This window comes from Streptomyces sp. NPDC023723, from assembly GCF_040639815.1.
Classification (GTDB): Bacteria; Actinomycetota; Actinomycetes; order Streptomycetales; family Streptomycetaceae; genus Streptomyces.
This window is the reverse complement of sequence record NZ_JBFAAP010000040.1, coordinates 1-24,624: the sequence shown is the minus strand read 5'-3', so window position 1 is coordinate 24,624 and position 24,624 is coordinate 1. Positions and strand designations below refer to the sequence as shown.

The window sequence follows — 24,624 nt, the reverse complement described above, 5'->3', positions numbered from 1 at the left end:
CGGCGTGGGCTTGCTCGGGCTACTGCTTGTCGAAGCGCGGGGTGTCCTGCGGCTGCTGCTGGGGCTGCTCGGTCCGGTCGCCGCCCTCGATGGCCTGCTTCCCGGCGGAGGACCCCCCGGCCAGCTCGGCCTTCATCCGCTGGAGCTCCAGCTCTACATCCGTACCACCGGAGAGCCGGTCCAGCTCGGCCTGGATGTCGTCCTTGTGCATGCCTGACTGGTCGTCCAGGGCGCCCGAGGCGAGCAGTTCGTCGATCGCGCCGGCCCGCGCCTGGAGCTGGGCGGTCTTGTCCTCGGCCCGCTGGATCGCTAGGCCCACGTCGCCCATCTCCTCGGAGATGCCGGAGAACGCCTCGCCGATCCGGGTCTGCGCCTGGGCGGCGGTGTAGGTGGCCTTGATCGTCTCCTTCTTGGTGCGGAAGGCGTCGACCTTGGCCTGGAGCCGCTGGGCCGCCAGGGTGAGCTTCTCCTCCTCGCCCTGGAGCGTGGCGTGCTGCGTCTCCAGGTCGGTCACCTGCTGCTGGAGGGCGGCGCGGCGGGACAGCGCCTCGCGGGCCAGGTCCTCCCGGCCCAGCGCGAGCGCCTTGCGGCCCTGGTCCTCCAGCTTCGAGGACTGCGACTGGAGCTGGTTGAGCTGGAGCTCCAGACGCTTGCGGCTGGTCGCCACGTCGGCGACACCGCGGCGCACCTTCTGGAGCAGCTCCAGCTGCTTCTGATACGAGTAATCGAGGGTTTCGCGCGGGTCCTCGGCCCGGTCAAGGGCCTTGTTCGCCTTCGCGCGGAAGATCATCCCCATACGCTTCATGACACCGCTCATGGGCTTCGCGCGCCCCCTTCTGACGGACTCCAGCTCCAGCGACTGCAACAGAACCCACGGTACGGGGTCTGCATCCATTACCGCACTGTTCGGGGACGGATGCGCTCATCCCCAAGGACGACTGCGCACGTTCCTGATCCCGCGTGAGGAGTAGGTGGTCCCCTGGGAGACGAACGGTGTTGCGGGATCGTTCCCCGCCGGACTGTGGTCCATGCGGGTCATGCGCTTACCCTTGGGTTTTGTGTTCCGTAGCCGTGCCAAGGAAGAGAAGGCCGCGACCGTAGGGTCGCCGACCGACTCCAGTCAGCCCCGCGACCCGCAGGCCCCCAAGGGTCGCCCGACGCCCAAGCGCAGCCAGGCCCAGAGCCAGCGGCGCAGCGTCGCCCACACGCCGACCACGCGCAAGGAGGCCGCCAAGCGGCAGCGCGAGGACCGCCGTGCCGCGCTGGAGCGGCAGCGCCAGGCGCTCGCCAGCGGCGACGAGCGGTACCTGCCGGCCCGGGACAAGGGCCCGGTCCGCAAGTTCGCCCGCAACTTCGTCGACTCCCGGTTCAACATCGCGGAGTACTTCCTGCCGATGGCCGTGTTCATCCTGGTGCTGAGCGTGATCCAGGTGCCGTCGCTGCAGAACATCGCGCTGCTGCTGTGGCTGGTCGTGATCGTGCTGATCGTGCTGGACTCGATCGTCAGCGCCGTCCGGCTGAAGAAGGCCCTGCGGGAGCGCTTCGGCGACGAGAACAAGCGCGGCGCCATCGCCTACGCGCTGATGCGCTCGCTCCAGATGCGCCGGCTGCGGCTGCCGAAGCCGCAGGTCAAGCGCGGGGAGCGGCCCTGAGCGGGATTCCGTTCGCCGGGGACGCGGGGGTCCGTCTGGACGGCCCGGGCGGCGGTCTGCGCGACATCGTGCGCCAGGAGCTGGTGGCCCGGCAGCTCGACGAGCAGCTCGTCGGGCGGTTCCCGGTCGGGCGCCGGCTGCGGGTGCTGGACGTCGGCATGGGGCGGGGCACGCAGGCGCTGCGGCTGGCCCGGGCCGGGCACCAGGTGACCGGCCTGGAGCAGGACGCCGTACTGACCGCCGCGGCCCGCGAGGCGCTCGCCGGGCAGCCGCCGGGCATCCAGGACCGGATGCGGATCATCGAGGGCGACGGCCGGGACACCGGCGTGCACTTCCTGCCGGGCAGCTTCGACGTGGTGCTGTGCCACGGCGTGCTGATGTACGTCGAGGAACCCGACCCGCTGCTGGCGGGACTGGCGCGGGTGCTCGCCCAGGGCGGCCTGCTGTCGCTGCTGGTGCGCAACGGCGACGCGCTGGCGATGCGGCCGGGCCTCGGCGGCCGGTGGGCGGACGCGCTGGCGGCGCTCGAACCCACCGCGCAGGTCCCCCGGTCCCGTACCGACCCGGACGGCGAACCGCCGGTGCGGGCGGGCACCGGCGTGCGCGCGGACCGGCGGGCGGCGCTGACCGCGACGCTCGCGGGCATCGGCGCGCCGCTGCACACCTGGTACGGCGTCCGGGTCTTCACCGACACGGCAGCGGACGGCACCCCGGTCCCGGACGACCTGGAGACCCTGCTGGCGGCGGAGGAACGGGCGGGCCGCACGGACCCGTACCGGGGGGTGGCGGCGCTGCTGCACCTGTGCGGGGTCCGCGGCTGACCACCCCGCCCGGGGCCGACCGGCCCGCTGTCCGCGGCCTGCCCGTTCGGGTGCTCACCGGGGGCCGGGCGGGCGGCTGCTGGTGAGACTCGGGGCATGGACGTCTCGCGCCGCTGTGCCCGCCTCCGTGCCGTCGCCCGCGTGACCGCGCTCGGCTGTGCCGCCGTCGCGCTCGCCGGCTGTTCCGGGGCCGGCGCCCCGGTGCAGCGGACCGCGCGGGCCGCCGCGCCGCGGGCCGCGGCCGACCTGGAGAGCGACTACCGGCGGGTGATCGACGACGTACTGCCGTCGGTGGTGCAGATCCAGGGCGCCGACGCCCTGGGATCGGGCGTGGTCTACGACCGCGAGGGCCACGTCGTCACCAACGCGCACGTCGTCGGTGACCAGCGCTCCTTCCAGGTGACCACCGCGCACAGCGAGGACCCGCTGCCCGCCAGGCTCGTCTCGTCCTACCCGGAGCAGGATCTCGCGGTGGTGAAGCTGGACCGGGTGCCGGACGGCGTGCGGGCGGCCGAGTTCGGGGACTCCGCGAAGGTCGCCGTGGGACAGATCGTGCTGGCGATGGGCTCGCCGCTCGGGCTGTCCTCCAGCGTGACCCAGGGCATCGTCTCCGCCACCGGGCGGACCGTCACGGAGGGCGGTTCGGGCGGCGGCACCGGCGCGACGCTGGCCAACATGGTGCAGACCTCCGCCGCCATCAACCCCGGTAACAGCGGCGGCGCCCTGGTGAACCTCGACGGCCAGGTGATCGGTATCCCGACGCTGGCCGCGACCGACCCGAACCTGGGCGACAGCGCGGCGCCCGGCATCGGGTTCGCCATCCCGGCGTCGATGGTCAAGACGGTCGCCGGGCAGATCGTCGAGCAGGGCGAGGTCACCGATTCCGGCCGGGCCGCGCTCGGCATCACCGGCCGTACGGTGGTCGACTCCGGCTACCGGGCCGCCGGGGTGGCCGTCGTCGAGGTGCGGGACGGCGGCGCGGCCCAGCGGGCGGGGCTGCGGTCCGGGGACGTCATCACCAAGGTGGGCGACAGCGGGATCACCACCATCACCTCGCTCGCCGAGGCGCTGGCCGCGCTGCGGCCCGGGGACCGGACGAAGGTCACGTTCACCCGCGACGGCGACGAACGGACCGCGCAGGTGACGCTGGACGAGCAGTGAGGCGGCCGGGGCGGTGAGGCGGGGGCGGCCGGAGCCGTGAGGCGGGGGCGGCCGGAGCCGTGAGGCGGGGGCGGCCCGCCGGCCACCGCCCCCCACCCGTCGGTACCCGTCGGCTACGCGTCCTCGCCGTGCAGCTTCATCGGGCCGTAGATCTCCGCCGCGTCCTCGAAGAGCCGCACCTGGTCCGTGCCGCCCTCCTTGAGTTCCTTCCAGTACTCCCCGAGCCACGACTCGGCGTCCCCTTGGGTGGTGAACTCCTCCGGCTGCACCGAGGGCTGGACCTCCGCCCCGTCGGCCGTCTCGAACCGCCACGTCCATGCCGCCATGTACGCCTCCCAGATGTGAGCCCAGTGGTGAGCACCTGCAGAGCGGTCGCCGGATCTTGGTCCGGCGCCCGGTCGCAGCCTATGTGCTTCGCCGGGCGGGCCGAGGGCCCGTTGGCGGTCTCGGACGCGCAGGCCGGCGGGCGACCGGCGAAAATCGGTGCGTGGACGTGACTCTGCTCGGCACCGGTGCCCCCGCGGGACTCCCCCGCCCCGACTGTCCCTGCGCGGCCTGCGCCGTCGCCCAGGGCGCTGACGCGCGCGCGGCGACCGCGCTGCTGGTGGACGGGGCGCTGCTGCTGGACCTGACGCCCGGCGCGGTGTTCGCCGCCGCCCGCTCCGGGCGTTCGCTGGCCGGGGTGGGCCAGGTGCTGCTGTCGCATCCGGCGGACGGCCCGGCGGTGGAGGTGCCGGCCGGGCTGCCGCAGCCGGGCCGGGTGCCGGACGGCCGGGAGCTGGCGCTGCTGACCGGGCACCGGGTGCGGGCGGTGGCGATGGACGCGCCGGGCACCGGCTACGCGGTGACCGGCCCGGACGGACAGCGGCTGCTGTATCTGCCGCCGGGCGGCGCGCCCGCCGGTCTGGAGGAGCCGGCCGACACCTACGACCTGGTGCTCGCGGACCTGGTGGGCCGGCCGGACGCGCTGGCCAGGCTGCGGGCGGTCGGCGCGGTGGGCCCGGCCACCGACGTCGTCGCCGTGCACCTGGACCACGACGTGCCGCCGGGGCCCGAGCTGCGGCGCCGGCTGGCGGCGGCGGGCGCCCGGGCGGTGCCGGACGGGACGACGCTGACCGTCGGGAGCTACGAGGACGTGCCCGACCTGCCGCGCCGGACGCTGGTGCTGGGCGGGGCGCGGTCGGGCAAGTCGGTGGAGGCGGAACGGCGGCTGGAGTCCTTCCCCGGCGTGCTGTACGTGGCGACGGGCGGGACGCGCGGCGGGGACACCGAGTGGGCGGCGCGGGTGGCCACCCACCGGGAGCGGCGCCCGGGTTCCTGGCGCACCGCCGAGACCTGCGATCTGGTGCCGCTGCTGACGCGGGACGGTCCGCCGCTGCTCGTCGACTGTCTGTCGCTGTGGCTGACGGACGCGATGGACGTCGTCGGGGCGTGGGACGACGACCGGTGGGCGGCCGGCGGGCAGAAGGCGCTGCGCGAGCGGACGCGGGAGCTGACGGAGGCGGTGCGCGCGAGCCGGCGCACCCTCGTCGCGGTCTCCAACGAGGTGGGCTCGGGCATCGTGCCGGCCACCGCGTCGGGCCGCCGCTACCGGGACGAACTCGGCCGGCTGAACGCCGCGTTCGCCGCCGAGTGCGAGCAGGTACTGCTGGTGGTGGCCGGTCAGGCGCTGGTGCTGCGGGGCTGAGCGGGGGCGGTACGGGGCCGGGCGGGCGCGGTGCGGGCGATGATCCGCCGGCTGCCCGCCGGGGTGAGCGGCACGCAGCCGTGCTCCCGCAGTTCGGCGCGCAGCCGGGCGGTGGGCCGGGTGCCGGGCGGGTGCGCGAGCAGGACGCGCGGGTCGACTGCGTCGAGCAGCAGATGGCCGCCGGGACGCAACGCCCGCAGCGCGGCGTGCAGTTCGGCGCGCGGGTCCGGGCTGCGCTCCGGACGCAGGACGCTGACCACGTCGTAGCGGGCCCGCAGCCGGGCGGTGAGGTGCGGGTCCGTCAGCCGGCCGACGTACGCCTCCTCCACCCGCTCGGCGGCCCGGGCGCGCAGCACCCGGTGGGTGGGGTCGAGGCCGTCGAAGGAGGTGTACGGGAAGAACCGCCGCGCGGTGTGCGGGAAGCGGGCGTCGCCGGTGTCGACGTCCAGCCAGCTCTCCGGTTCGGGGCAGCGGCCCAGCAGCGCGCGGGCGGCCAGCAGGTGCCGCAGGGCGGCGCCGGCCCGCACCAGGGTGCCGTCCGGGTGGTCCGGGCCGGGCGGCGGGTTGCGGAAGGCGTGCCGGCAGTCCCGGCAGACGACGAGCGCGCAGCGGGCGGCCGGGGCGGTGGCGGGCTGGCGGGGGCGCAGCCGCCGGGAGCCGCACCAGGGGCAGTCCGCGCGCCGGGGCGGGTGCCGGGGGGCGGGCGGGGCGACGGACAGCGGCGAGGCCGCGGGAGGCGGGGCGGAGGGGGACGGCGGTGTGGACACGGGCGGCTCCCGGTCGGGGCGGAGCAGGGGACGACATGGTGACATTCCCCGGCGAACCGGAACGTATGGGATGCCGATCCCGGCTGCCAAGACGGCGCTCGGAGGAGGGGCGGATGTGCCCTCGGACGCGCGCGATCGGGGCCGGTACTGTTCGGCGAATGAGCTCGCTGAATCTCGACGACTTCACCGACCTGATCGAGCGCCCGGACGGCGGGGTACGCCGCGACGCCGAGGCGCGCCGCGCACGTCAGGTCGTGCCCCCCGGGGCGCTGGGCCGCCTGGACGACCTGGGCGAGTGGCTGGCCGCGGCGCAGTCCGCCGTACCGGTACGGCCGGTCGAGCGGCCCCGGGTGGTGCTCTTCGCCGGCGATCACAAGGTGGCCGAGCTGGACGTCTCGTCCCGTCCGGCGGGCAGCGCCGGCGAACTGGTGCGCGAGGTGCTGGCGGGCGGCCGGCCGGTGTCGGTGCTGGCCGGGCGGCTCGGCGTGCCGGTGCGGGTGGTCGACATGGCGCTGGACTGCGACCCGCAGACGCTGCCGGCCGAGGTGGTACGGCACCGGGTGCGGCGCGGCGGCGGCCGGATCGACGTCGAGGACGCGCTGACCCTGGCGGAGGCGGAGGCCGCCTTCCGGGCCGGGGTCGCGGTGGCCGACGAGGAGGCCGACTCCGGTACCGACCTGGTGGTACTGGGCGATGTGAGCGTCGGCGGCACCACGGCGGCGGGGGTGCTGGTCGCGGCGCTGTGCGGGACGGACGCGTCGGTGGTGACCGGGCGGGGCGGGCAGGCCATCGACGACCTGGCCTGGATGCGCAAGTGCGCGGCGATCCGCGACGCGCTGCGCCGGGCCCGGCCGGTCCTCGGGGACCAGCTCCAGCTGCTGGCCACGGTCGGCGGGGCCGATCTCGCCGCGATGACCGGGTTCCTGCTGCAGAGCGCGGTACGGAAGATGCCGGTGCTCCTGGACGGCGTGGTGACGGCCGCCTGTGCGCTGGTCGGACAGCGGATCGCGTTCCGCGCCCCGGACTGGTGGCTGGCCGCGCACGACAGCGGGGAGCCGGGCCAGTCGAAGGCCCTGGACCGGATGGCCCTGGAGCCGGTGCTCGCGCAGGGCGTACAGGTCGGAGAGGGCGCGGGCGGCTTGCTCGCCCTTCCGCTGGTGCAGGCCGCAGCGGCGCTGGCGGCGGAGCTGCCGGAGCGGGGGGTGGAATCCGCGAAGCCGGAGGAGGCGGAGAAGCTGGAGGAGTCGGACGCCACGGACGCCCCAGGCGCCCCGGACCAGGCGTAGCCCGCCACCCTGCTACGGCCGCTACCGCCGTTACCGCTCGTCCGGCGGCCGTCCCGGGGCCGGGTCCGGGCGGCCGCCGATCCAGTCCTGAACCACGCGGCGCGGGCCCGACCAGCGGCGGTCGTGGCGGTAGGCGCGCAGCACGGCCCTGGCCCGGGCCCGGGGGCGCCGGGCATAGCAGCGGCGGGCCCAGAGGGAGCCCGGACGGGCCAGCCGCACCGCGCCGACCAGGGCGACGAGCGGGACGACCACCCCGAACACCGCGAGCCTGGCCTTGCCCTTGCTCAGGGCGAGCAGCGAGAAGAGGAAGTTGCCCGCGACGGTCGAGATGACGTTGACGCGGTCCTGCAACTCGTCCTGCGACAGCCCGTCGACACCGAACGGGGTGAAGCCGGCCAACATCAGCCCGACCAGCGCCGCGGTGACCACGACGACCTCGACGCTCTTGCGGCCGGCCTCGGTCCAGTAGACGTCGTCGAGGTGGAGGATCAGCGCGAACTCGTCCAGGACCAGCCCCGCTCCGACGCCGAAGACCACGGCGCTCAGCGCGGAGCCGAACCCGTGCCGGCCGCCGGCCACCGCGCCGAAGCCGCCGACGACGGTCAGGACGATGCCCGGGACCACGTGGTGGATGTGGACCCCGCCGGCCCGCACATTGCCGAACGGGCCCTTCCCGGCCCGGATCAGACGGGTGACGACCCGGGTGACCACGAACGTGAGGACGAAGGCGCCCAGGGCGAGGAGCAGCGGCAGTTTGCCCGGTTCAATGATGTTTCGATGCCACCAATCTCCCATATGCGGACTTTATCCCGGACCGGCGCGGGTCCCCAGGCGAGTGCCGGATAGTCTGCGGCGATGCCCACCGCCCCCTTCGCCGACGGTCTGCGCTTCGCCTTCGGCACCCTCACCGTGTTCCCCGTCGAGGTGACCCGCTGGGACCGGCCGGCCGCGCGCGGCGGCATGCTGTGCGCGCCGCTGGCCGGGCTGGCGGTCGGGGTGGCGTCCGCCGCGACCGGGCTCGTCCTGCTCGCCCTCGGCGCGGGGCCGCCGCTCGTCGCCGTCGCCACCGCGGCCGTACCGGCGGTGCTCACCCGCGGACTGCACCTGGACGGGCTGGCCGACACCGCGGACGGGCTGGGCAGCGGGAAGCCCGCCGAGGACGCGCTGCGGATCATGAAGCAGTCGGACATCGGGCCGTTCGGCGTACTCGCCCTGGTGCTGGTGCTGCTCGGTCAAGTGGCCGCGCTGGCGCAGGCGTACGGCGCCTCCTGGACCCGGGGCGCGCTGGCCGCCGTGGTCTCGGCGGTCGTCGCCCGGCTGGCACTGACGCTGGCCGCCCGGACCGGCGTACCGGCCGCCCGCCCGGAGGGACTCGGCGCCGCGGTCGCCGGCGTGCTGCCGGCCCGGGGCGCGCTGGGGGTGGCCGCCGCCGTCACGGTGGCCGCGGCCGGGGCGGGCGCGGTCCTCGGGCCGGCCGGCGCGGTCCGTACCGCGGTCGCGGTGCTGTTCGCCCTGGGCGCCGCCGAGTTGACGCTCCGGCACTGCGTGCGCCGGTTCGGCGGGGTCACCGGCGACGTCTTCGGCACCCTCGCCGAGACGGCGGCCACGACGGCCCTGGTGGTCCTGGTCCTCGGCTGACGCGCGGGCACGAGCGTAGGCTCGGGCGGGGTTTCACCCGCCCAGGTGGAGACCGCATCGCAGGAGGGATCTAGGGTCGGGTTCGGGCCCGGTCGACCCACCGCATTTCGGCCACACACCGGACTTCACCGGATTCACCGGTTCACCGGATTTCATACGGAAGCGAGATTTCACCACCGTGACTGCTCTCACTCTCAGCACCGCCGCGGCGCCCGGCCTGCGGGCCGACGCGATCGTGATCGGTGTCGCCAAGGGCTCCGCGGCCGGCCGCCAGAGCCTCGTCGTGGCTCCCGGCGCCGAGGCCGTGGACAAGGCGTACGACGGCAAGCTGGCCGGCGTTCTGGAGACCCTCGGCGCCTCGGGCGCCGAGGGCGAGGTGACGAAGCTGCCCGCGCCGGCCGGCTTCAAGGCGCCGCTCATGGTGGCGGTGGGCCTGGGCGCCGAGCCCGAGAAGGACGCCGGCTACGACGGCGAGGCGCTGCGCAAGGCGGCCGGTGTCGCCGCCCGCGCCCTGGCCGGCGCCAAGAAGGCCGCCTTCGCGCTGCCGCTCGCGGACGCCGCGGACGCCGGCGTCGTCGGCGAGGGCGTGCTGCTCGGCGCGTACTCCTTCGACGCCTACAAGGACAGCGCCGGGAGCGGCGCGGGCAAGAAGGCCAAGAACGGCAAGGCGCCGCTGGGCGAGGCCGCGCTGCTCGGCGGCAAGCCCCGGGACAAGGCGTACAAGGCCGCGCTGGAGCGGGCCGCCGCCGTCGCCGAGGAGCTGAACCGCGCCCGCGACCTGGTCAACACCCCGCCGAACGACCTGAACCCCGAGGCGTTCGCCGCGATCGCGCAGGCGGCGGCCAAGGAGCACGGCATCAAGGTGCAGGTGCTCGACGAGAAGGCGCTGGCCAAGGGCGGCTACGGCGGCATCCTGGGCGTCGGCTCCGGCTCGGCGTCGACGCCGCGGCTGGTGAAGCTGTCGTACACCTCGTCCCGGGCGGCCAAGTCGCTGGCCTTCGTCGGCAAGGGCATCACCTACGACTCGGGCGGCATCTCGCTGAAGCCGGCCGGGCACAACGAGACGATGAAGTGCGACATGGCCGGTGCCGCCGCCGTGTTCGCGGCCGTGGTGGCCGCCGCGCGGCTCGGCCTGGAGGTCAACGTCACCGGCTGGCTGGCGCTGGCCGAGAACATGCCGTCGGGCTCCGCCACCCGCCCCGGCGACGTGCTGCGCATGTACAGCGGCAAGACGGTGGAGGTGCTCAACACCGACGCCGAGGGCCGCCTGGTGCTGGCCGACGCGCTGTGGGCGGCGTCGCAGGAGAACCCGGACGCGATCGTGGACGTGGCGACGCTGACCGGCGCGATGATGCTGGCGCTGGGCAGCCGGACGTACGGGATCATGGCGAACGACGACGCGTTCCGGGCCGCGCTGCACGAGGCGGCCGAGGAGGTCGGCGAGCCGGCCTGGCCGATGCCGCTGCCGGAGCACCTGCGCAAGGGCATGGAGTCCCCGACGGCCGACATCGCGAACATGGGTGAGCGGATGGGCGGCGGGCTGGTGGCCGGGCTGTTCCTGCGCGAGTTCGTGGGCGAGGGGATCACCTGGGCGCACCTGGACATCGCGGGTCCGGCGTTCAACGAGGGCGGGCCGTTCGGATACACGCCGAAGGGCGGGACGGGGACGGCGGTGCGGACGCTGGTGCGGCTGGCCGAGCTGGCGGCGGCGGGGGATCTCGGGTGACGTTCGCCCTATAGCTCGGTTCGTCCGCCGTCGTGCGGCTGCGGGAGCGTGGGGGCTGGTCGCGCAGTTCCCCGCGCCCCTGGCGGCGCTGCCCTTACCGGCGTGCTCATGTGAACGTGCTGCGTCTCACACACCGGCCCCGCGTCTCCTACGGCCTCTACAGGTGCGAAGATGGGACCCGGCAGGACAGGGCCCCACCCAGGGCCGAAGAACGAGCGGCCGGACACCAGCCGCCTGCCGGTCACCGACGACCGGCGTACGGCGCACATGCATGGAGGACGTGACGTGGCGAACGACGCCAGCACCGTTTTCGACCTAGTGATCCTCGGCGGTGGTAGCGGTGGGTACGCCGCGGCCCTGCGCGGGGCGCAGCTGGGCCTGGACGTCGCCCTGATCGAGAAGGGCAAGGTCGGCGGCACCTGCCTGCACAACGGCTGCATTCCCACCAAGGCCCTGCTGCACGCCGGCGAGATCGCCGACCAGGCCCGCGAGAGCGAGCAGTTCGGCGTGAAGGCCACCTTCGAGGGCATCGACATCGCGGCCGTCCACAAGTACAAGGACGACGTGATCTCCGGCCTGTACAAGGGGCTTCAGGGGCTCATCGCCTCCCGCAAGGTGACCTACATCGAGGGTGAGGGCAAGCTCTCCTCCCCGACCTCGGTGGATGTGAACGGCCGGCGCGTCCAGGGCCGGCACGTGCTGCTGGCGACCGGCTCCGTGCCGAAGTCGCTGCCGGGTCTGACCATCGACGGCGACCGGATCATCTCCTCCGACCACGCCCTCAAGCTGGACCGCGTGCCGAAGTCCGCGATCGTGCTGGGCGGCGGCGTGATCGGCGTCGAGTTCGCCTCCGCGTGGAAGTCCTTCGGCACCGACGTCACCATCGTCGAGGGCCTCAAGCACCTCGTCCCGGTCGAGGACGAGAACAGCTCGAAGCTGCTGGAGCGCGCGTTCCGCAAGCGCGGCATCAAGTTCAACCTGGGCACCTTCTTCCAGAAGGCCGAGTACACCCAGGACGGTGTCAAGGTCACGCTGGCCGACGGCAAGGAGTTCGAGGCCGAGGTCCTCCTCGTCGCCATCGGCCGCGGCCCGGTCTCGCAGGGCCTGGGCTACGAGGAGGCCGGGGTCGCCATGGACCGCGGCTACGTCCTGGTCGACGAGTACATGCGCACCAACGTGCCGACCGTCTCCGCCGTCGGTGACCTGGTCCCGACCCTCCAGCTCGCGCACGTCGGCTTCGCCGAGGGCATGCTGGTGGCGGAGCGGCTGGCCGGTCTGAAGACCGTCCCGATCGACTACGACGGTGTCCCCCGGGTGACGTACTGCCACCCCGAGGTCGCCTCCGTGGGCATCTCCGAGGCCAAGGCCAAGGAGATCTACGGCGCGGACAAGGTCGTCGCCCTTAAGTACAACCTGGCGGGCAACGGCAAGAGCAAGATCCTGAAGACCACCGGCGAGATCAAGCTCGTCCAGGTCAAGGACGGTGCCGTGGTCGGCGTCCACATGGTCGGCGACCGCATGGGCGAGCAGGTCGGCGAGGCCCAGCTGATCTACAACTGGGAGGCGCTGCCGGCCGAGGTGGCCCAGCTCGTGCACGCCCACCCGACGCAGAACGAGGCGCTCGGCGAGGCGCACCTGGCCCTCGCGGGCAAGCCGCTCCACTCCCACGACTGACCCCTCGGTCACTGGGCGCGACGACACAGACTTCCGCAATTTCGTAAGGAGCAACCGAAACCATGGCGGTTTCCGTAACCCTTCCGGCGCTCGGCGAGAGCGTCACCGAGGGCACCGTCACCCGCTGGCTCAAGGCCGAGGGTGAACGCGTCGAGGCCGACGAGCCGCTGCTCGAGGTGTCGACCGACAAGGTCGACACCGAGATCCCGGCCCCCGCCTCCGGCGTGCTGTCCTCCATCAAGGTCGCCGAGGACGAGACGGTCGAGGTCGGCGCCGAGCTGGCCCTGATCGACGACGGCAGCGGCGCCCCGGCCGCCGCCCCGGCCCCGGCCGCCGAGCAGGTCGCCGAGCCCGCTCCGGAGCCGGCCCCGGCCGCCCCCTCCACCGAGCAGGCCGCCCCGGCGCCCGCCCCGACCCCGGGGGCCGCGGCCGGCGGCGGTTCGGCCGAGGGCACCGACGTGGTCCTGCCCGCGCTCGGCGAGTCCGTCACCGAGGGCACCGTCACCCGCTGGCTGAAGCAGGTCGGTGAGGAGGTGGCCGAGGACGAGCCGCTCCTTGAGGTCTCCACCGACAAGGTCGACACCGAGATCCCGGCGCCCGTCGCCGGTGTGCTCCTGGAGATCGTGGTCGGCGAGGACGAGACCGCCGAGGTCGGCGCCAAGCTCGCCGTCATCGGCGCTCCCGGCGCGGCGCCCGCCGCCGCCCCGGCCCAGCAGGCCCCGGCCGCCCCGGCGCAGCCCGAGCCGACGCCCGCCCCGGCGGCCCCGGCCCCGGCTCCGCAGGCGCCGACCACCCCGGCCCCGCAGCAGCAGGAGACCCCGGCGCCCGAGCCGGTCCCGGCCGCCCCGGCGCCGGCGCCCGCGCCCGCCCCGGCTCCGGCCGCCCCGCAGGCCCCGGCCGCCCCCGCCGCCGCCCAGGCGTCGGACGACGGCGCCTACGTCACCCCGCTGGTGCGCAAGCTCGCCGCCGAGCACGGCGTCGACCTGTCCACCGTCTCGGGCACCGGCGTCGGCGGGCGGATCCGCAAGCAGGACGTCATCGCCGCCGCGGAGGCCGCCAAGGCCGCCGCCCCGGCGCCCGCCGCCGCTGCCCCCGCCGCCCCGGCCGCCGCCAAGAAGGCGCCGAAGCTGGAGGCGTCCCCGCTGCGCGGCCAGACCGTCAAGATGCCGCGCATCCGCAAGGTCATCGGCGACAACATGGTCAAGGCGCTGCACGAGCAGGCGCAGCTGTCCTCGGTCGTCGAGGTCGACGTCACCCGGCTGATGAAGCTGCGGGCCCGGGCCAAGGACGGCTTCGCCGCCCGTGAGGGCGTCAAGCTCTCCCCGATGCCGTTCTTCGTCAAGGCCGCGGCCCAGGCGCTGAAGGCGCACGCGCCGGTCAACGCCAGGATCAACGAGGCCGAGGGGACCATCACCTACTTCGACACCGAGAACATCGGTATCGCGGTGGACTCCGAGAAGGGCCTGATGACCCCGGTCATCAAGAACGCCGGTGACCTCAACATCGCCGGTATCGCCAAGGCCACCGCCGACCTGGCGGGCAAGGTCCGGGCCAGCAAGATCACGCCGGACGAGCTGTCCGGTGCGACCTTCACCATCTCCAACACCGGTTCGCGCGGTGCGCTCTTCGACACGATCATCGTGCCGCCGGGCCAGGTCGCGATCCTCGGCATCGGCGCGACGGTCAAGCGTCCCGCCGTGATCGAGACGGAGGAGGGCACGGTCATCGGCGTCCGCGACATGACGTACCTGACCCTGTCCTACGACCACCGTCTGGTGGACGGTGCCGACGCCGCGCGTTACCTGACCGCGGTCAAGGCGATCCTGGAGGCGGGCGAGTTCGAGGTCGAGCTGGGCCTCTGACCCGCCTTCTGCGACCTCACGGTCCGCGCTGCGCCCCCGTCCGGAACTCTCCGGGCGGGGGCGCCGCCGTTTTCCGCCACACCCGGCGTGTAAGCCTCGTCTCACCTGCGTGAAAGCGCCCGTATGCGCCCTTCCGGCGGGGGCGGACGGCCGTATTGTCTATTCGTCAACGCCCCAGGGGGCCGCCAGGGCCCCTCCCTAAGGAGCCCTTCATGACCGCGCCCGTCGTCCACTCGCTCCGCGAGCAGATCCGCGAGCACATCCTGGAGGGGATCATCAGCGGGCGCTGGCAGCCGGGCGAGCGGATCGTGGAGCGGCGGATCGCCACCGAGCTGGAGGTCAGCCAGACGCCGGTCCGCGAGGCACTGCGCGAACTGGAGTCGCTGCGGCTGATCGAGTCGGCGCCGAACAAGGGCGTCCGGGTGCGGAACCTGACGGCGGCCGACCTGGAGGAGAGCTACCCGGTCCGGGCCGGGCTGGAGGCGATCGCGGCGGAGCTGGCGGCGGCGCGGCTGGCGGAGGACTGCTCGGCCCTCGAACCGCACGTCAGCGCGCTGTACGAGGCGGACCGCGGCGCCGACGGGACGGCGCAGGTGCGGCACACGGTCGGTTTCCACCGGGAGCTGGTGCGGGCGGCCGGCAACTCGGTGCTGCTGCACACCTGGGAGGGGCTGGGCATCGAGGTGTTCACGGCGCTGTCGATACGGTGGCTGGGCACGGTGCAGCAGTCCTACGCGGAGGAGCACGAGGAGCTGGTCGCCGCCTTCAAGCGGCGGGACCCGCGCATCGCCGAGCTGGTGAAGTCGCACGTCCTGGGCTGCGCCCCGCGCCCCTGATTCCTGGGGGCTGCGCCCCCAGACCCCCCGATTCGCGCAGTTCCCCGCGCCCCTGAAGGGGCGCGGGGAACTGCGCGATCAGCCACAGCGCGCCCGCACCCGCCATCCGGCCGAGACCACCCGAGCTGTAGCGCGCCTATGCCCACCTGCACTGACCGCCAACTTCAAGGTCACCCCGTGCCATCGCCGAAGGCACCCCGTGCCGACTTTCTCGTGATCAAGAGGTTTTCCCGCTCAACCCTTTGATCGATCATCGATCAGGGAGTTACAGTCACCGATGGACTCCCACCGGGGTCCACGCCCTGTCCTGCCAAAGACCAAGGGCACCCCCGAACCCTTACCGATGAGGGAACCCCCTTCGACTGAGGAAGGCGGCGACATGACCGACCCCCACGCCATCCAGCCGAGCGAGCTCGACCAGCTCCCGGACCGGGACCCGGAGGAGACCGCCGAATGGCAGGCCTCCCTGGACGCCGTCGCGAAGGCGGCCGGACCGCACCGCGCCGCGTATCTGATGCGGCGCACGCTGGAGCGTGCCGAGGGAGCCGGCGTCGCGCTGCCGAAGCTCCTCGAGACGGACTACGTCAACACCATCCCCACCTCCGCCGAGCCGTCCGTGGACGGCGACGAGGAGCTGGAGCAGCGGATCACCGCCTGGAACCGCTGGAACGCGGCGGCCATGGTGACCCGCGGCAGCAAGTACGGCGTCGGCGGCCACATCGCCACCTTCGCCTCCGCGGCCTGGCTCTACGAGACCGGCTTCAACCACTTCTTCCGCGGCAAGGAGGGGGACGGCTCCGGCGACCAGCTCTACATCCAGGGCCACGCCTCCCCCGGCATCTACGCCCGCGCCTTCCTGGACGGCCGGCTGAACGAGGGCCACCTCGACAACTTCCGCCGCGAGTCCGGCGGCAACGGCCTGCCGTCCTACCCGCACCCGCGCCGGCTGCCCTGGCTGTGGGAGTTCCCGACCGTGTCGATGGGCCTCGGCCCGATCTCCGCGATCTACCAGGCGCGCTTCAACCGCTACCTGACCAGCCGCTCCATCAAGGACGTCTCCGACTCGCACGTGTGGGCGTTCCTCGGCGACGGCGAGATGGACGAGCCGGAGTCGACCACCGCGCTGACGCTGGCCGCCCGCGAGGGTCTGGACAACCTGACCTTCGTCATCAACTGCAACCTCCAGCGCCTCGACGGCCCGGTGCGCGCCAACTTCAAGATCGTGCAGGAGCTGGAGTCCCTCTTCCGCGGCTCCGGCTGGAACGTCGTCAAGACGCTCTGGGGCTCCGCCTGGGACGAGCTGTTCCAGCTCGACACCACCGGCGCGCTGGTCCGCCGGCTGCGCGAGGTACCGGACGCGCAGGTCCAGACGTACCAGACCCGCGACGCGGCCTACATCCGCCAGGACTTCTTCGGCAAGGACCCGGCGCTCGTCGAGATGGCGAAGCTGCTGAGCGACGACAAGATCCTGGAGTGTTTCCACTTCTCGCGCGGCGGCCACGAGGCCCGCAAGGTCTACGCCGCGTACAAGGCCGCGCTGTCCCACAAGGGGCAGCCGACCGTGATCCTGGCCCAGACGGTCAAGGGCCACACCCTCGGCAAGGGCTTCGCCTCCAAGAACGCCAACCACCAGATGAAGAAGCTGACGGTGGACGAGTTCAAGGAGATGCGCGACCTCCTCGGCCTGCCGATCAAGGACAGCGACTTCGTCGACGGCGTGGTCCCCTACGGCCACCCGGGCGCCGACTCCCCCGAGGTCCGCTACCTCCAGGAGCGCCGCGCGGCGCTCGGCGGCCCGGCCCCGGCCCGCCGCACGCACGCGCTGGCCCCGCTGCCCGCGCCCGCCGAGAAGGCGTTCGCCGCCTTCGACAAGGGCTCCGGCACGCAGAGCATCGCGACCACGATGGCCTTCGTCCGGCTGGTCAAGGACCTGGTGCGGGACAAGGAGACCGGCAAGCGCTGGGTGCCGATCGTCCCCGACGAGGCGCGCACCTTCGGCATGGAGAGCCTCTTCCCGTCGCTCGGCATCTACTCCCCCAAGGGCCAGACGTACGAGCCGGTCGACCGCGACCAGCTGATGTACTACAAGGAGGCCAAGAACGGGCAGATCCTCAACGAGGGGATCACCGAGGCCGGTTCGATGGCCGACTTCATCGCCGCGTCCACCGCGTACGCCACGCACGGCGAGGCGATGATCCCGTTCTACATCTTCTACTCGATGTTCGGCTGGCAGCGCACGGCCGACCAGATGTGGCAGCTCGGCGACCAGCTCGGCCGCGGCTTCCTGGTCGGCGCCACGGCCGGCCGCACCACCCTGACCGGTGAGGGCCTCCAGCACGCCGACGGCCACACCCCGGTGATCGCCGCCACCAACCCGGCGTCGCTCTCCTACGACCCGGCGTTCGCCTACGAGATCGCCGTGATCGTGCGCGAGGGCCTGCGCCGGATGTACGGCGAGGCGAAGCCCGGTGAGGACCAGAACGTCTTCTACTACCTCACCGTCTACAACGAGCCGATGCCGCAGCCCGCGAAACCGCAGGGCCTCGGTATCGACGAGGGCATCGTCAAGGGCCTGTACCGCTTCAACACCGCGGAGTCGGCCGGTCTCACCCCGGCCGCCAACGCGCCCCGCATCCAGCTGCTCGCCTCCGGTACGGCGATCCACTGGACGCTGAAGGCGCAGCGGCTGCTCGCCGAGGAGTGGGGCGTGGCCGCCGACGTGTGGTCCGCGACCTCCTGGACGGAGCTGCGCCGGGACGCGATGGACGCCGACGCGGCGCTGCTGCGCGGCGAGGACCGCGCGCCGTACGTGCGGCAGGCGCTCCAGGGCGCCGAGGGTCCGGTGCTGGCGGTCTCCGACTACATGCGCCAGGTCCCCGACCAGATCGCGCAGTGGGTCGAGCAGGACTGGTCCTCGCTGGGCGCCGACGGCTTCGGCCTGTCGGACACCCGGGAGGGCGCCCGCCGGCACTTCGGCATCGACGCCGAGTCCGTCGTCGTCGCGGCGCTGGCCCAGCTGGCCCGGCGCGGCGAGGTCAAGGCGACGGCCGTGAAGGAGGCGCGCGAGCGCTACGGCCTGTAGTCCCGTAGTCCCCGCAGGTTTGTCCACAGGCCCCCGCCCCGCGCGGGGGCCTGTTGCATGATGTGGGCCATGCGCGCCGCCCGCCTGATCAAGATGGTCCTGCTGCTCCAGTCCCGGCCCTCGATGACCGCCGCCGAGCTGGCCCGGGAGCTGGAGGTGTCCGAGCGGACGGTCACCCGGGACGCGCAGGCGCTGTCGGAGGCGGGGGTGCCGGTCTACGCCGACCGGGGCCGGACCGGCGGCTACCGGCTGATCGGCGGGTACCGGACGCGGCTGACCGGGCTGGCGCGCGGCGAGGCGGAGGCGCTGTTCCTGTCCGGGGTGCCGGGCGCGCTGCGCGAGATGGGGCTCGCGGACGCGGCGTCGGCGGCCCGGCTGAAGGTCTCGGCGGCGCTGCTGCCGTCCCTGCGCGACGCCTCCCGGACGGCCGCGCAGCGCTTCCACCTGGACGCCCCGAACTGGTTCACCGAGCCGCGCACCCCGCGGCTGCTGCCGGTGGTGGCGGACGCGGTGTGGGACGACCGGCCGGTCACCGCCCGCTACCGGCGCGGCGAACGCGAGGTCGAACGGGAGCTGGAGCCGTACGGGCTCGTGCTGAAGGCAGGGGTCTGGTACCTGTGCGCGCGGGTGGTGCGGCCGGCGGGCGACGGGTCCTTCCGGGTGTACCGGATCGACCGTTTCAGCGCCGTGTCCCTCGGCCCGGAGCGGTTCGTCCGGGACGCGGACTTCGACCTGCCCGGGTTCTGGGCCGAGCGGGCCGAGCAGTTCGCGCGGTCGGTGCTGCGGGCCGAGGCGGTGGTACGGCTCTCCCCGCTGGGGGTGCGGCGGCTGCCGTACGCGGTGGACCCGCCCGCCGCCCGGCAGGCGCTGGCCGCCGCCGGGCCGCCGGACGGAGCCGGCCGGGTCACCGTGACACTGCCGGTGGAGTCCGAGGACGTCGCCCACGCCCAGCTCGGGGCGCTCGGCCCGGAGGCGGAGGTACTGGCCCCCGCCTCGCTGCGGGAGCGGTTCGCGGCGGACGCCCGGCGGCTCGCCGCGCTGTACGGAACGGAGATCGACGGGGAGATAACGATCTGTCGCCCGGACGTGCGCCCCGGCCGCGCAGGGCCGATGCTGGACCCGTGATGGACGAGACGGAGTTCTGGGAGCTGATCGACACCGCTCGCCGGGGCGCCGAGGGCGACCCCGAGGACCAGGCCGACCTGCTGGTGGAGCGGCTGTGCCGGCTGGACCCGGAAGCGGTGCTGGACTTCGCCCGTCACTTCGAGGCCCGCTACCAGCGGGCCTGCACCTGGGAGCTGTGGGGCGCCGCCTCGATCCTGCTCGGCGGCGCCGGCGACGACGCCTTCGACTGGTTCCGCTGCTGGCTGATCGGCCAGGGCCGGGAGGTCTACGAGGGCGCCGTGCACGACCCCGACGCGCTGGCCGGCCTGCTCGACGACTTCGACGACGAGGTCGACGGCGACGGCGAGGACCTCGGCTACGCGGCCGACGAGGCCTACGAACAGCTCACCGGCGCCATCGCCCCGGAGCTCGGCCTGCCCGCCCCGCCCGCCGAACCGCAGGGCACCCCGATCGACCTGGAGAACGACCGGGTACTGGCGGAACGCTTTCCCCAGTTGTGGGAGCGGTTCGGCGACTGACGTCAGGCCGTCGCCCGCCGCCGGGTCGTCTCCGTCGCCAGGTACGCCTGGGTCTGCTCCGCCTTCAGGCCGCCGGCGTGGTGCCGCGGGGCCGCGTTGGCCTGGTCGAGGGCGGAGGCGGTGACCGCCGCCGGGCCCAGTACCACGGCCGCCGCGGCGGCCAGCGCGGCCCAGGGGCGACGCAGTGCCCTGGCCCAGGTACCGGTGCTGTCGTGCTGGCTGTTCTTCATGGTCCCCACCTCCGGTCGGCTTGTGTCACCGACCGTAGGGGGCCCGGCTCTGAGGAGCCTGCGCGGTCGCTGTGACCGTCCTGTGCGGTGGCGCGGCCCTGGAGGCGGGCCGCGTGCTCCCGGATCGCGGGCAGCCGGGCGCTGAGCGCGGCGCCGGGGCAGCTGGTCTGGTAGCCGTCGTCGTGCCCGGCGACGGCGGGCAGCGCGGCGGCGGTGCCGGCCGCGTACCGGCTCAGGCCGTTGCTGGAGACCAGGCGGACCCGGCCGCGCGGGTCGGTGCCGGCCGGGCCCAGTTTCCAGGCGGTCACCGCGGCGATCGCGTCGGTCAGCGCGCGCGGCACGGGTACGCCCTCGGTGTAGGTGCCGAGGGCGGCGATGCCGGCCGTGCGGTGGTTGAAGCCCTGAGTGTGGGCGCCGGTCACGGCCCGGTCGACGCCGCCGGCCCGGCCCTCGTAGACGGTGCCGCAGCGGTCGACCACGAAGTTGTAGCCGAGGTCGTCCCAGTCCCGGCCGCCGGTCTGGCCGGTGTAGATGTCGCGCAGGATGCGGGGCGCGTCGGCGCAGTCGTAGCCGTTCGGGGTGTCGGTGTGGTGCACGAAGACGGCGACGACCTCGTCGTCGTAGCGCGGGGCCGGCTGGCGGCGGGCGGCGGTGCCCAGCCAGGCGGAGCGCGGCACGATGTCCGGCCGGGGCGCCGACCAGCGGCTCTCCGGGCGGGCGGAGGAGCGGGCCTGGGGTCCGGGCGGGCCTTTCGCGCCGCTCGCGAAGAGCGCCAGCGCGACACCGACGGCGAGGACCAGCAGGCAGCCGAGCAGCAGGGCGGGGACCGCGCGGACCGGTATGCGCCCCGCGCGCCGTCTCCCGGCCTCCAGGGGCCCTCGCAGCACACGCATGGAATCACTGTCCGCCGGTCGCGGGCGGCCCGCGACGTGCGCTGTGCCACCCGGTGGAACCATCGTCCCGGTCCGCGGCGTTTCACCGGGTAGCCGCAGGTGTGGCCGGTTCCCGGCCGCGGGTGCGGCACCGGCTGATCACCGGGCCCTTCCGGCGCGTACCGAGGGGTGTCAGGGTCCGAGAGAAAGGCGGCTCGCGTGGATCTGCTCGACATCGTGCTGGCGCTGGTGGTGCTCGCCTACGCGGCCGCCGGGTACCGGCGCGGACTGCTGGCCGGCTGTGTCTCGCTCGCCGGGTTCGTGGGCGGGGCGGTCGTCGGCGTGTGGATCCTGCCGTGGGTGATGGACCTGGTGACGCCGGGCACGACGACGGCGACGGTGACCGCCGTGCTGACGGTGCTGGTCCCGGCGGCGGTGGGGCACGAACTGGCCGGGCGGCTCGCGCTCAGGCTGCGCCGGGAGCTGGACTCCGGGCCGCTGCGGGTGGCCGACGGGGTGGGCGGGGCGGTGGCCAACTCGGCGGCGGCGCTGATCGTGGCGTGGGTGGCGGCGAGTGTGCTGGCCGCCTCGCCGACGCCGCTGCTGGCCTCGGCGATCCGGGACTCGGCGGTGCTCGGCGCGGTGCAGCGGGCGATGCCGGACACCACCCCGGCGTGGTTCTCGCGGGCCACCTCGGCGCTGACCGAGGCGGGGTTCCCGCAGGTCTTCAACCCGTTCGAGAACGAGTCGACGGCCCAGGTCGCCGAGCCCTCCGGGGACAACGTGACGGCGGCGGCCACCAACGCCGCCAAGCTGAGCACGGTGAAGATCGAGGGCGTGGCGGGCAGCCAGGGCCGCGAGGGCAGCGGTTTCGTCTACGCCGACCGGCATGTCATGACCAACGCCCATGTGGTGGCCGGCATCGACGACCCGAGCGTGCGGGTGGGCGGGGTCGGACGGACGTATGCGGCGCGGGTGGTGCTGTTCGACCCGGACAAGGACGTGGCGGTGCTGTACGTGCCGGAGCTGACCGCGCCGGCCCTGCGGTTCGCCGACGACGCCGGGCGGGGCGCGGCGGCGGTGGTGGCCGGCTATCCGCAGGACGGCGACCTGGACCTGCGGGCGGCGACGGTGGCGACCCGGGTGCAGGCCCGCGGCCAGAACATCTACAGCGACGCCGAGGTCACCCGGGAGATCTACGCCATCCGCTCCACGGTCCGCCCGGGGAACTCCGGCGGGCCGCTGCTCACCACCGAGGGCCGGGTGTACGGCGTGGTCTTCGCCCGCTCCACCTCGGACGCCGCCACCGGGTACGTGCTGACGGCGTCCGAGGTGTCCGGCGAGGCCCGGCGGGCGGCGGCGGCGACGGCGGCGGTGGACACCGGGGCGCCGGTGGCCTCGTAGCGCCGGTCCTCAGCGCACGGAGCGTCCCATCAGCACGTCGTCGACGTACACGCCGTCCAGCAGGAACTCCTCGGGGTGCACCCCTTCGACGACGAAGCCCTCGGACTCGTAGAGCCCCCGGGCGGGTGTGTTGGGGCCGAGGACGCGCAGGGTGAGGCGGCGGGCGCCCAGGCGGCGGGCCTCGGCGACGGCGGCCCGGACCAGCAGCCGGCCGATGCCGTGGCCGCGGGCCGCCTCGGACACGGCGAGGCCGTGCACCGCCCGGACGTGGCTGTTGGACGCGAGGCCGGTGGGGCGCCCGAGCCGGAGGTAGCCCACGACGCGGCCGTCGAGTTCGGCGACCAGGTGGGCGTCGGGACCGGAGTGCTCCCGGAAGAAGGGGGCGTCCGGTTCCGGCGGCGGCGAGACCGCGTGCAGCGGGGACCAGGTCTCCCGGTCGAGCAGGCGCAGTGCCTCCTCGTCGTCCGGCCGGGCGGGGCGTATGTGCGGTGCGGGCATGGTGATCACTTTACGGCGGGACGGCCGACCGCCCCGAGGCATTAAGTTCCGGGGAGCGGCAGGATGTTCCCATGGAACCTTCCCGCATCGTGGTGGCCGGCGCGTCCGGTCTGATCGGCAGCGCGCTGGCGCGGTCCCTGACGGCGGACGGGCACGAGGTGGTGCGCCTGGTGCGCCGCGCGCCCCGGGGGCCGGGCGAGGTCCGCTGGGACCCCGAGCGCGGCCGGGTGGACGCGGCGGGGCTGGCCGGCTGCGACGCCGTGGTCAACCTGGCCGGGGCCGGCGTCGGCGACCGGCGCTGGACGGCGGCGTACAAGGCGCGGGTCCGGGACAGCCGGGTGCACGGCACGGCGGCGCTGGCCCGGGCCGTCGCCGCGCTGGACCGGCCGCCCGAGGTCTTCGTCAACGGCAGCGCGATCGGCTTCTACGGCGAGACCGGGGAGCACCCGGTCGACGAGAGCGCCCCGGCGGGCACCGGTTTCCTGCCCGGACTGTGCGTCGAGTGGGAGGCCGCCGCCGCACCGGCCGAGGAGGCCGGCGTACGGACCGTGTTCACCCGCACCGGCCTGGTCGTCGCGCGCGGCGGCGGCGCCTGGGGACGGCTGTTCCCGCTGTTCCGGGCGGGGCTCGGCGGCCGCCTGGGCGACGGGCGGCAGTACTGGTCGTTCGTGGCGCTGCACGACGAGGTGGCCGCGATCCGCCATCTGCTGGCCCGCGCGGACCTGTCCGGCCCGTTCAACCTGACCGCCCCGCAGCCGCGCACCAACCGGGAGATCACCGAGGCGATGGGCCGCGTACTGCACCGGCCCACCCTGTTCGCGGTGCCCGCGCCGGTACTGCGCACGGTGCTCGGCGAGATGGCCGGGGACGTGCTGGGCAGTGCCCGGGTGCTGCCGGCCCGGCTGCTGGAGTCGGGGTTCCGGTTCGCGTTCCCGGAGATCGACGGGGCGATCCGCGCCGCGCTGTGATCCCGGCCGGGCGGGACCGGGCGCGCGGGGAGCCGACCGGCCCTCTCTGCCCCGACCGGCACCCTCCGCGCCGACCGGCCCCGCCGCACCCGGCCGTGTGCGACCTGCGTGCGACCGTGCCCTGTCTCCGTGCGACTGGCACCGACCGGGCGCGGCCCTAATCTCGATCTGAACTCGGGTATTCCGAAAGCCGGTTGGGGCACCCAGCACCCGACCGGCACGCGATCGCGAGGAGGGGCACGTGCTTGAGCCCACGTACCAGGCGGACGTCGTCGTCGTGGGGGCCGGGGTCGCCGGGCTCGCGGCGGCGCATCGGCTGACCAGCCAGGGAGTGTCGACCGTGGTCCTGGAGGCGGCCCCCGTGCCGGGCGGCCGGATGGCGACCGAGAAGGTCGACGGCTTCCGGCTCGACCGGATCGGGCGGTTGCTGCCGACGTCGGGTGCCGAGCTGAGGCTCTTCCCCGGGCTGGACGGGCTGGCGCTGCGGCCCTTCGCGCCCGGGGCGCTGGTGCACAGCGAAGGGCTGCACCACCGGGTGAGCGCCCCCTTCGGGGCCGGGGGCGCACGGGGCGCACTGCACGCCGTACGCGCCCTGGCGAGCACCCCGCGGCCGGTGCCGGGAGCGCGCGGCCCGGTGCTGGACGCCGGACGGCCCGGCAGCACCACCGGACGAGCAGGAACGGTCATCGAGCGATCCGAGACGGTCACCGGGCGTCCGAGGGCGGTCACCGGACGACTGAGCACGGTCGCTGGATGGTACGGGGCCGCACCCCGGACGGCCGGGCGGCAGGCGGCGGCGCGCCGGGGCCGGGCCGGC

23 protein-coding genes are annotated in these 24,624 nt (G+C 74.4%); 16 read left to right on the top strand and 7 right to left on the bottom strand.

Annotated elements, in window-relative coordinates; all coding sequences use genetic code 11:
• Nucleotides 1-19 precede the first annotated feature (19 nt).
• The gene (locus AB0G32_RS30205; RefSeq protein WP_361170241.1) at nt 20-805 is read right to left on the bottom strand and encodes a PspA/IM30 family protein; all 786 of its coding nucleotides are present in this window, start codon (nt 803-805) and stop codon (nt 20-22) included.
• Nucleotides 806-1,028: 223 nt separating this feature from the next.
• Between AB0G32_RS30205 and AB0G32_RS30200 the strand changes: the two genes are divergently transcribed.
• From AB0G32_RS30200 to AB0G32_RS30190, 3 genes are all read left to right on the top strand, one after another.
• Entirely contained in the window at nt 1,029-1,652 is a 624-nt protein-coding gene (locus AB0G32_RS30200) for a DUF3043 domain-containing protein (RefSeq protein ID WP_361170238.1), read from the top strand.
• Nucleotides 1,653-1,735: 83 nt separating this feature from the next.
• Nucleotides 1,736-2,473, top strand: coding sequence for a methyltransferase domain-containing protein (locus AB0G32_RS30195; RefSeq protein ID WP_361170350.1), 738 nt, complete (start codon nt 1,736-1,738; stop codon nt 2,471-2,473).
• Between the two features lie 96 nt (nt 2,474-2,569).
• Entirely contained in the window at nt 2,570-3,634 is a 1,065-nt protein-coding gene (locus AB0G32_RS30190; RefSeq protein WP_361170235.1) for a trypsin-like peptidase domain-containing protein, read from the top strand.
• A gap of 113 nt (nt 3,635-3,747) precedes the next feature.
• Here AB0G32_RS30190 and AB0G32_RS30185 read toward each other — a convergent pair whose 3' ends face one another.
• Entirely contained in the window at nt 3,748-3,960 is a 213-nt protein-coding gene (locus AB0G32_RS30185) for a hypothetical protein (protein WP_361170232.1), read from the bottom strand.
• A gap of 161 nt (nt 3,961-4,121) precedes the next feature.
• On the opposite strand from AB0G32_RS30185, the gene AB0G32_RS30180 reads away from it, so the two are divergent.
• Entirely contained in the window at nt 4,122-5,321 is a 1,200-nt protein-coding gene (locus AB0G32_RS30180) for a bifunctional adenosylcobinamide kinase/adenosylcobinamide-phosphate guanylyltransferase (protein ID WP_361170228.1), read from the top strand.
• Here the strand turns inward: AB0G32_RS30180 and AB0G32_RS30175 are convergent.
• Entirely contained in the window at nt 5,297-6,088 is a 792-nt protein-coding gene (locus AB0G32_RS30175; RefSeq protein ID WP_361170225.1) for a methyltransferase domain-containing protein, read from the bottom strand. The two genes, AB0G32_RS30180 and AB0G32_RS30175, sit on opposite strands and share 25 nt — an antisense overlap.
• A gap of 158 nt (nt 6,089-6,246) precedes the next feature.
• Between AB0G32_RS30175 and cobT the strand changes: the two genes are divergently transcribed.
• A complete protein-coding gene (gene cobT / locus AB0G32_RS30170) occupies nt 6,247-7,374 on the top strand; it encodes a nicotinate-nucleotide--dimethylbenzimidazole phosphoribosyltransferase (protein WP_361170222.1) in 1,128 nt (375 codons plus the stop codon).
• A 30-nt stretch (nt 7,375-7,404) separates the two neighbouring features.
• Here the strand turns inward: cobT and AB0G32_RS30165 are convergent, their stop codons facing one another.
• On the bottom strand, nt 7,405-8,169 hold the full coding sequence (locus AB0G32_RS30165) for a hypothetical protein (RefSeq protein ID WP_361170219.1): 765 nt from the start codon (nt 8,167-8,169) through the stop codon (nt 7,405-7,407).
• 60 nt (nt 8,170-8,229) lie between these two features.
• Between AB0G32_RS30165 and AB0G32_RS30160 the strand changes: the two genes are divergently transcribed.
• The 8 genes from AB0G32_RS30160 to AB0G32_RS30125 all read left to right on the top strand — a co-directional run bounded on the left by AB0G32_RS30160 (nt 8,230) and on the right by AB0G32_RS30125 (nt 19,835).
• Nucleotides 8,230-9,012, top strand: coding sequence for an adenosylcobinamide-GDP ribazoletransferase (locus AB0G32_RS30160; protein ID WP_361170216.1), 783 nt, complete (start codon nt 8,230-8,232; stop codon nt 9,010-9,012).
• Nucleotides 9,013-9,190: 178 nt separating this feature from the next.
• Nucleotides 9,191-10,738 carry a leucyl aminopeptidase gene (locus AB0G32_RS30155; protein ID WP_361170213.1) on the top strand — a complete coding sequence of 516 codons (1,548 nt, stop codon included), beginning with the start codon at nt 9,191-9,193 and terminating at the stop codon, nt 10,736-10,738.
• 285 nt (nt 10,739-11,023) lie between these two features.
• Entirely contained in the window at nt 11,024-12,412 is a 1,389-nt protein-coding gene (lpdA, locus tag AB0G32_RS30150) for a dihydrolipoyl dehydrogenase (RefSeq protein ID WP_361170210.1), read from the top strand.
• Between the two features lie 62 nt (nt 12,413-12,474).
• Nucleotides 12,475-14,274, top strand: a complete 1,800-nt coding sequence (gene sucB, locus AB0G32_RS30145) for a 2-oxoglutarate dehydrogenase, E2 component, dihydrolipoamide succinyltransferase (RefSeq protein ID WP_361170207.1) — start codon at nt 12,475-12,477, stop codon at nt 14,272-14,274.
• A 212-nt stretch (nt 14,275-14,486) separates the two neighbouring features.
• Complete coding sequence (locus AB0G32_RS30140; protein WP_361170204.1) at nt 14,487-15,110, top strand: GntR family transcriptional regulator; 624 nt, start codon at nt 14,487-14,489, stop codon at nt 15,108-15,110.
• Between the two features lie 379 nt (nt 15,111-15,489).
• Nucleotides 15,490-18,192, top strand: a complete 2,703-nt coding sequence (gene aceE, locus AB0G32_RS30135) for a pyruvate dehydrogenase (acetyl-transferring), homodimeric type (protein WP_361170201.1) — start codon at nt 15,490-15,492, stop codon at nt 18,190-18,192.
• A gap of 69 nt (nt 18,193-18,261) precedes the next feature.
• Nucleotides 18,262-19,317, top strand: coding sequence for a WYL domain-containing protein (locus AB0G32_RS30130; protein WP_361170199.1), 1,056 nt, complete (start codon nt 18,262-18,264; stop codon nt 19,315-19,317).
• Nucleotides 19,317-19,835, top strand: coding sequence for a DUF4240 domain-containing protein (locus tag AB0G32_RS30125; protein WP_361170347.1), 519 nt, complete (start codon nt 19,317-19,319; stop codon nt 19,833-19,835). The genes AB0G32_RS30130 and AB0G32_RS30125 overlap by 1 nt, the downstream gene beginning before the upstream one ends.
• A gap of 2 nt (nt 19,836-19,837) precedes the next feature.
• On the opposite strand, the gene AB0G32_RS30120 is transcribed toward AB0G32_RS30125, so the two are convergent.
• A complete protein-coding gene (locus AB0G32_RS30120) occupies nt 19,838-20,065 on the bottom strand; it encodes a hypothetical protein (protein WP_361170196.1) in 228 nt (75 codons plus the stop codon).
• Complete coding sequence (locus AB0G32_RS30115; RefSeq protein ID WP_361170193.1) at nt 20,062-20,958, bottom strand: peptidoglycan recognition protein; 897 nt, start codon at nt 20,956-20,958, stop codon at nt 20,062-20,064. The genes AB0G32_RS30120 and AB0G32_RS30115 overlap by 4 nt, the downstream gene beginning before the upstream one ends.
• 198 nt (nt 20,959-21,156) lie before the next feature.
• Here AB0G32_RS30115 and AB0G32_RS30110 point away from each other — a divergent pair, with 198 nt between their 5' ends.
• A complete protein-coding gene (locus AB0G32_RS30110) occupies nt 21,157-22,341 on the top strand; it encodes a MarP family serine protease (protein ID WP_361170190.1) in 1,185 nt (394 codons plus the stop codon).
• A 9-nt stretch (nt 22,342-22,350) separates the two neighbouring features.
• Here AB0G32_RS30110 and AB0G32_RS30105 read toward each other — a convergent pair whose 3' ends face one another.
• Nucleotides 22,351-22,839: a GNAT family N-acetyltransferase gene (locus tag AB0G32_RS30105; RefSeq protein ID WP_361170187.1), complete on the bottom strand. Its 489-nt coding sequence runs from the start codon at nt 22,837-22,839 to the stop codon at nt 22,351-22,353.
• Nucleotides 22,840-22,910: 71 nt separating this feature from the next.
• Here AB0G32_RS30105 and AB0G32_RS30100 point away from each other — a divergent pair, with 71 nt between their 5' ends.
• On the top strand, nt 22,911-23,807 hold the full coding sequence (locus AB0G32_RS30100) for a TIGR01777 family oxidoreductase (RefSeq protein ID WP_361170184.1): 897 nt from the start codon (nt 22,911-22,913) through the stop codon (nt 23,805-23,807).
• 241 nt (nt 23,808-24,048) lie between these two features.
• Nucleotides 24,049-24,624 (top strand): FAD-dependent oxidoreductase (locus AB0G32_RS30095; RefSeq protein ID WP_361170181.1); only part of this gene is annotated, 576 nt, incomplete at its 3' end.

Excerpts from the sequence above, each read along its gene's own strand:
- AB0G32_RS30120 (WP_361170196.1), bottom strand. The coding sequence starts at position 20,065 with ATGAAGAACAGCCAGCACGACAGCACCGGTACCTGGGCCAGGGCACTG.
- AB0G32_RS30165 (WP_361170219.1), bottom strand. The coding sequence starts at position 8,169 with ATGGGAGATTGGTGGCATCGAAACATCATTGAACCGGGCAAACTGCCG.
- AB0G32_RS30140 (WP_361170204.1), top strand. The coding sequence starts at position 14,487 with ATGACCGCGCCCGTCGTCCACTCGCTCCGCGAGCAGATCCGCGAGCAC.
- aceE (WP_361170201.1), top strand. The coding sequence starts at position 15,490 with ATGACCGACCCCCACGCCATCCAGCCGAGCGAGCTCGACCAGCTCCCG.
- AB0G32_RS30125 (WP_361170347.1), top strand. The coding sequence starts at position 19,317 with ATGGACGAGACGGAGTTCTGGGAGCTGATCGACACCGCTCGCCGGGGC.
- AB0G32_RS30115 (WP_361170193.1), bottom strand. The coding sequence starts at position 20,958 with ATGCGTGTGCTGCGAGGGCCCCTGGAGGCCGGGAGACGGCGCGCGGGG.
- AB0G32_RS30190 (WP_361170235.1), top strand. The coding sequence starts at position 2,570 with ATGGACGTCTCGCGCCGCTGTGCCCGCCTCCGTGCCGTCGCCCGCGTG.
- AB0G32_RS30185 (WP_361170232.1), bottom strand. The coding sequence starts at position 3,960 with ATGGCGGCATGGACGTGGCGGTTCGAGACGGCCGACGGGGCGGAGGTC.
- AB0G32_RS30100 (WP_361170184.1), top strand. The coding sequence starts at position 22,911 with ATGGAACCTTCCCGCATCGTGGTGGCCGGCGCGTCCGGTCTGATCGGC.
- cobT (WP_361170222.1), top strand. The coding sequence starts at position 6,247 with ATGAGCTCGCTGAATCTCGACGACTTCACCGACCTGATCGAGCGCCCG.
- AB0G32_RS30105 (WP_361170187.1), bottom strand. The coding sequence starts at position 22,839 with ATGCCCGCACCGCACATACGCCCCGCCCGGCCGGACGACGAGGAGGCA.
- AB0G32_RS30200 (WP_361170238.1), top strand. The coding sequence starts at position 1,029 with ATGCGGGTCATGCGCTTACCCTTGGGTTTTGTGTTCCGTAGCCGTGCC.
- AB0G32_RS30160 (WP_361170216.1), top strand. The coding sequence starts at position 8,230 with ATGCCCACCGCCCCCTTCGCCGACGGTCTGCGCTTCGCCTTCGGCACC.
- AB0G32_RS30205 (WP_361170241.1), bottom strand. The coding sequence starts at position 805 with ATGAAGCGTATGGGGATGATCTTCCGCGCGAAGGCGAACAAGGCCCTT.
- AB0G32_RS30130 (WP_361170199.1), top strand. The coding sequence starts at position 18,262 with ATGCGCGCCGCCCGCCTGATCAAGATGGTCCTGCTGCTCCAGTCCCGG.
- sucB (WP_361170207.1), top strand. The coding sequence starts at position 12,475 with ATGGCGGTTTCCGTAACCCTTCCGGCGCTCGGCGAGAGCGTCACCGAG.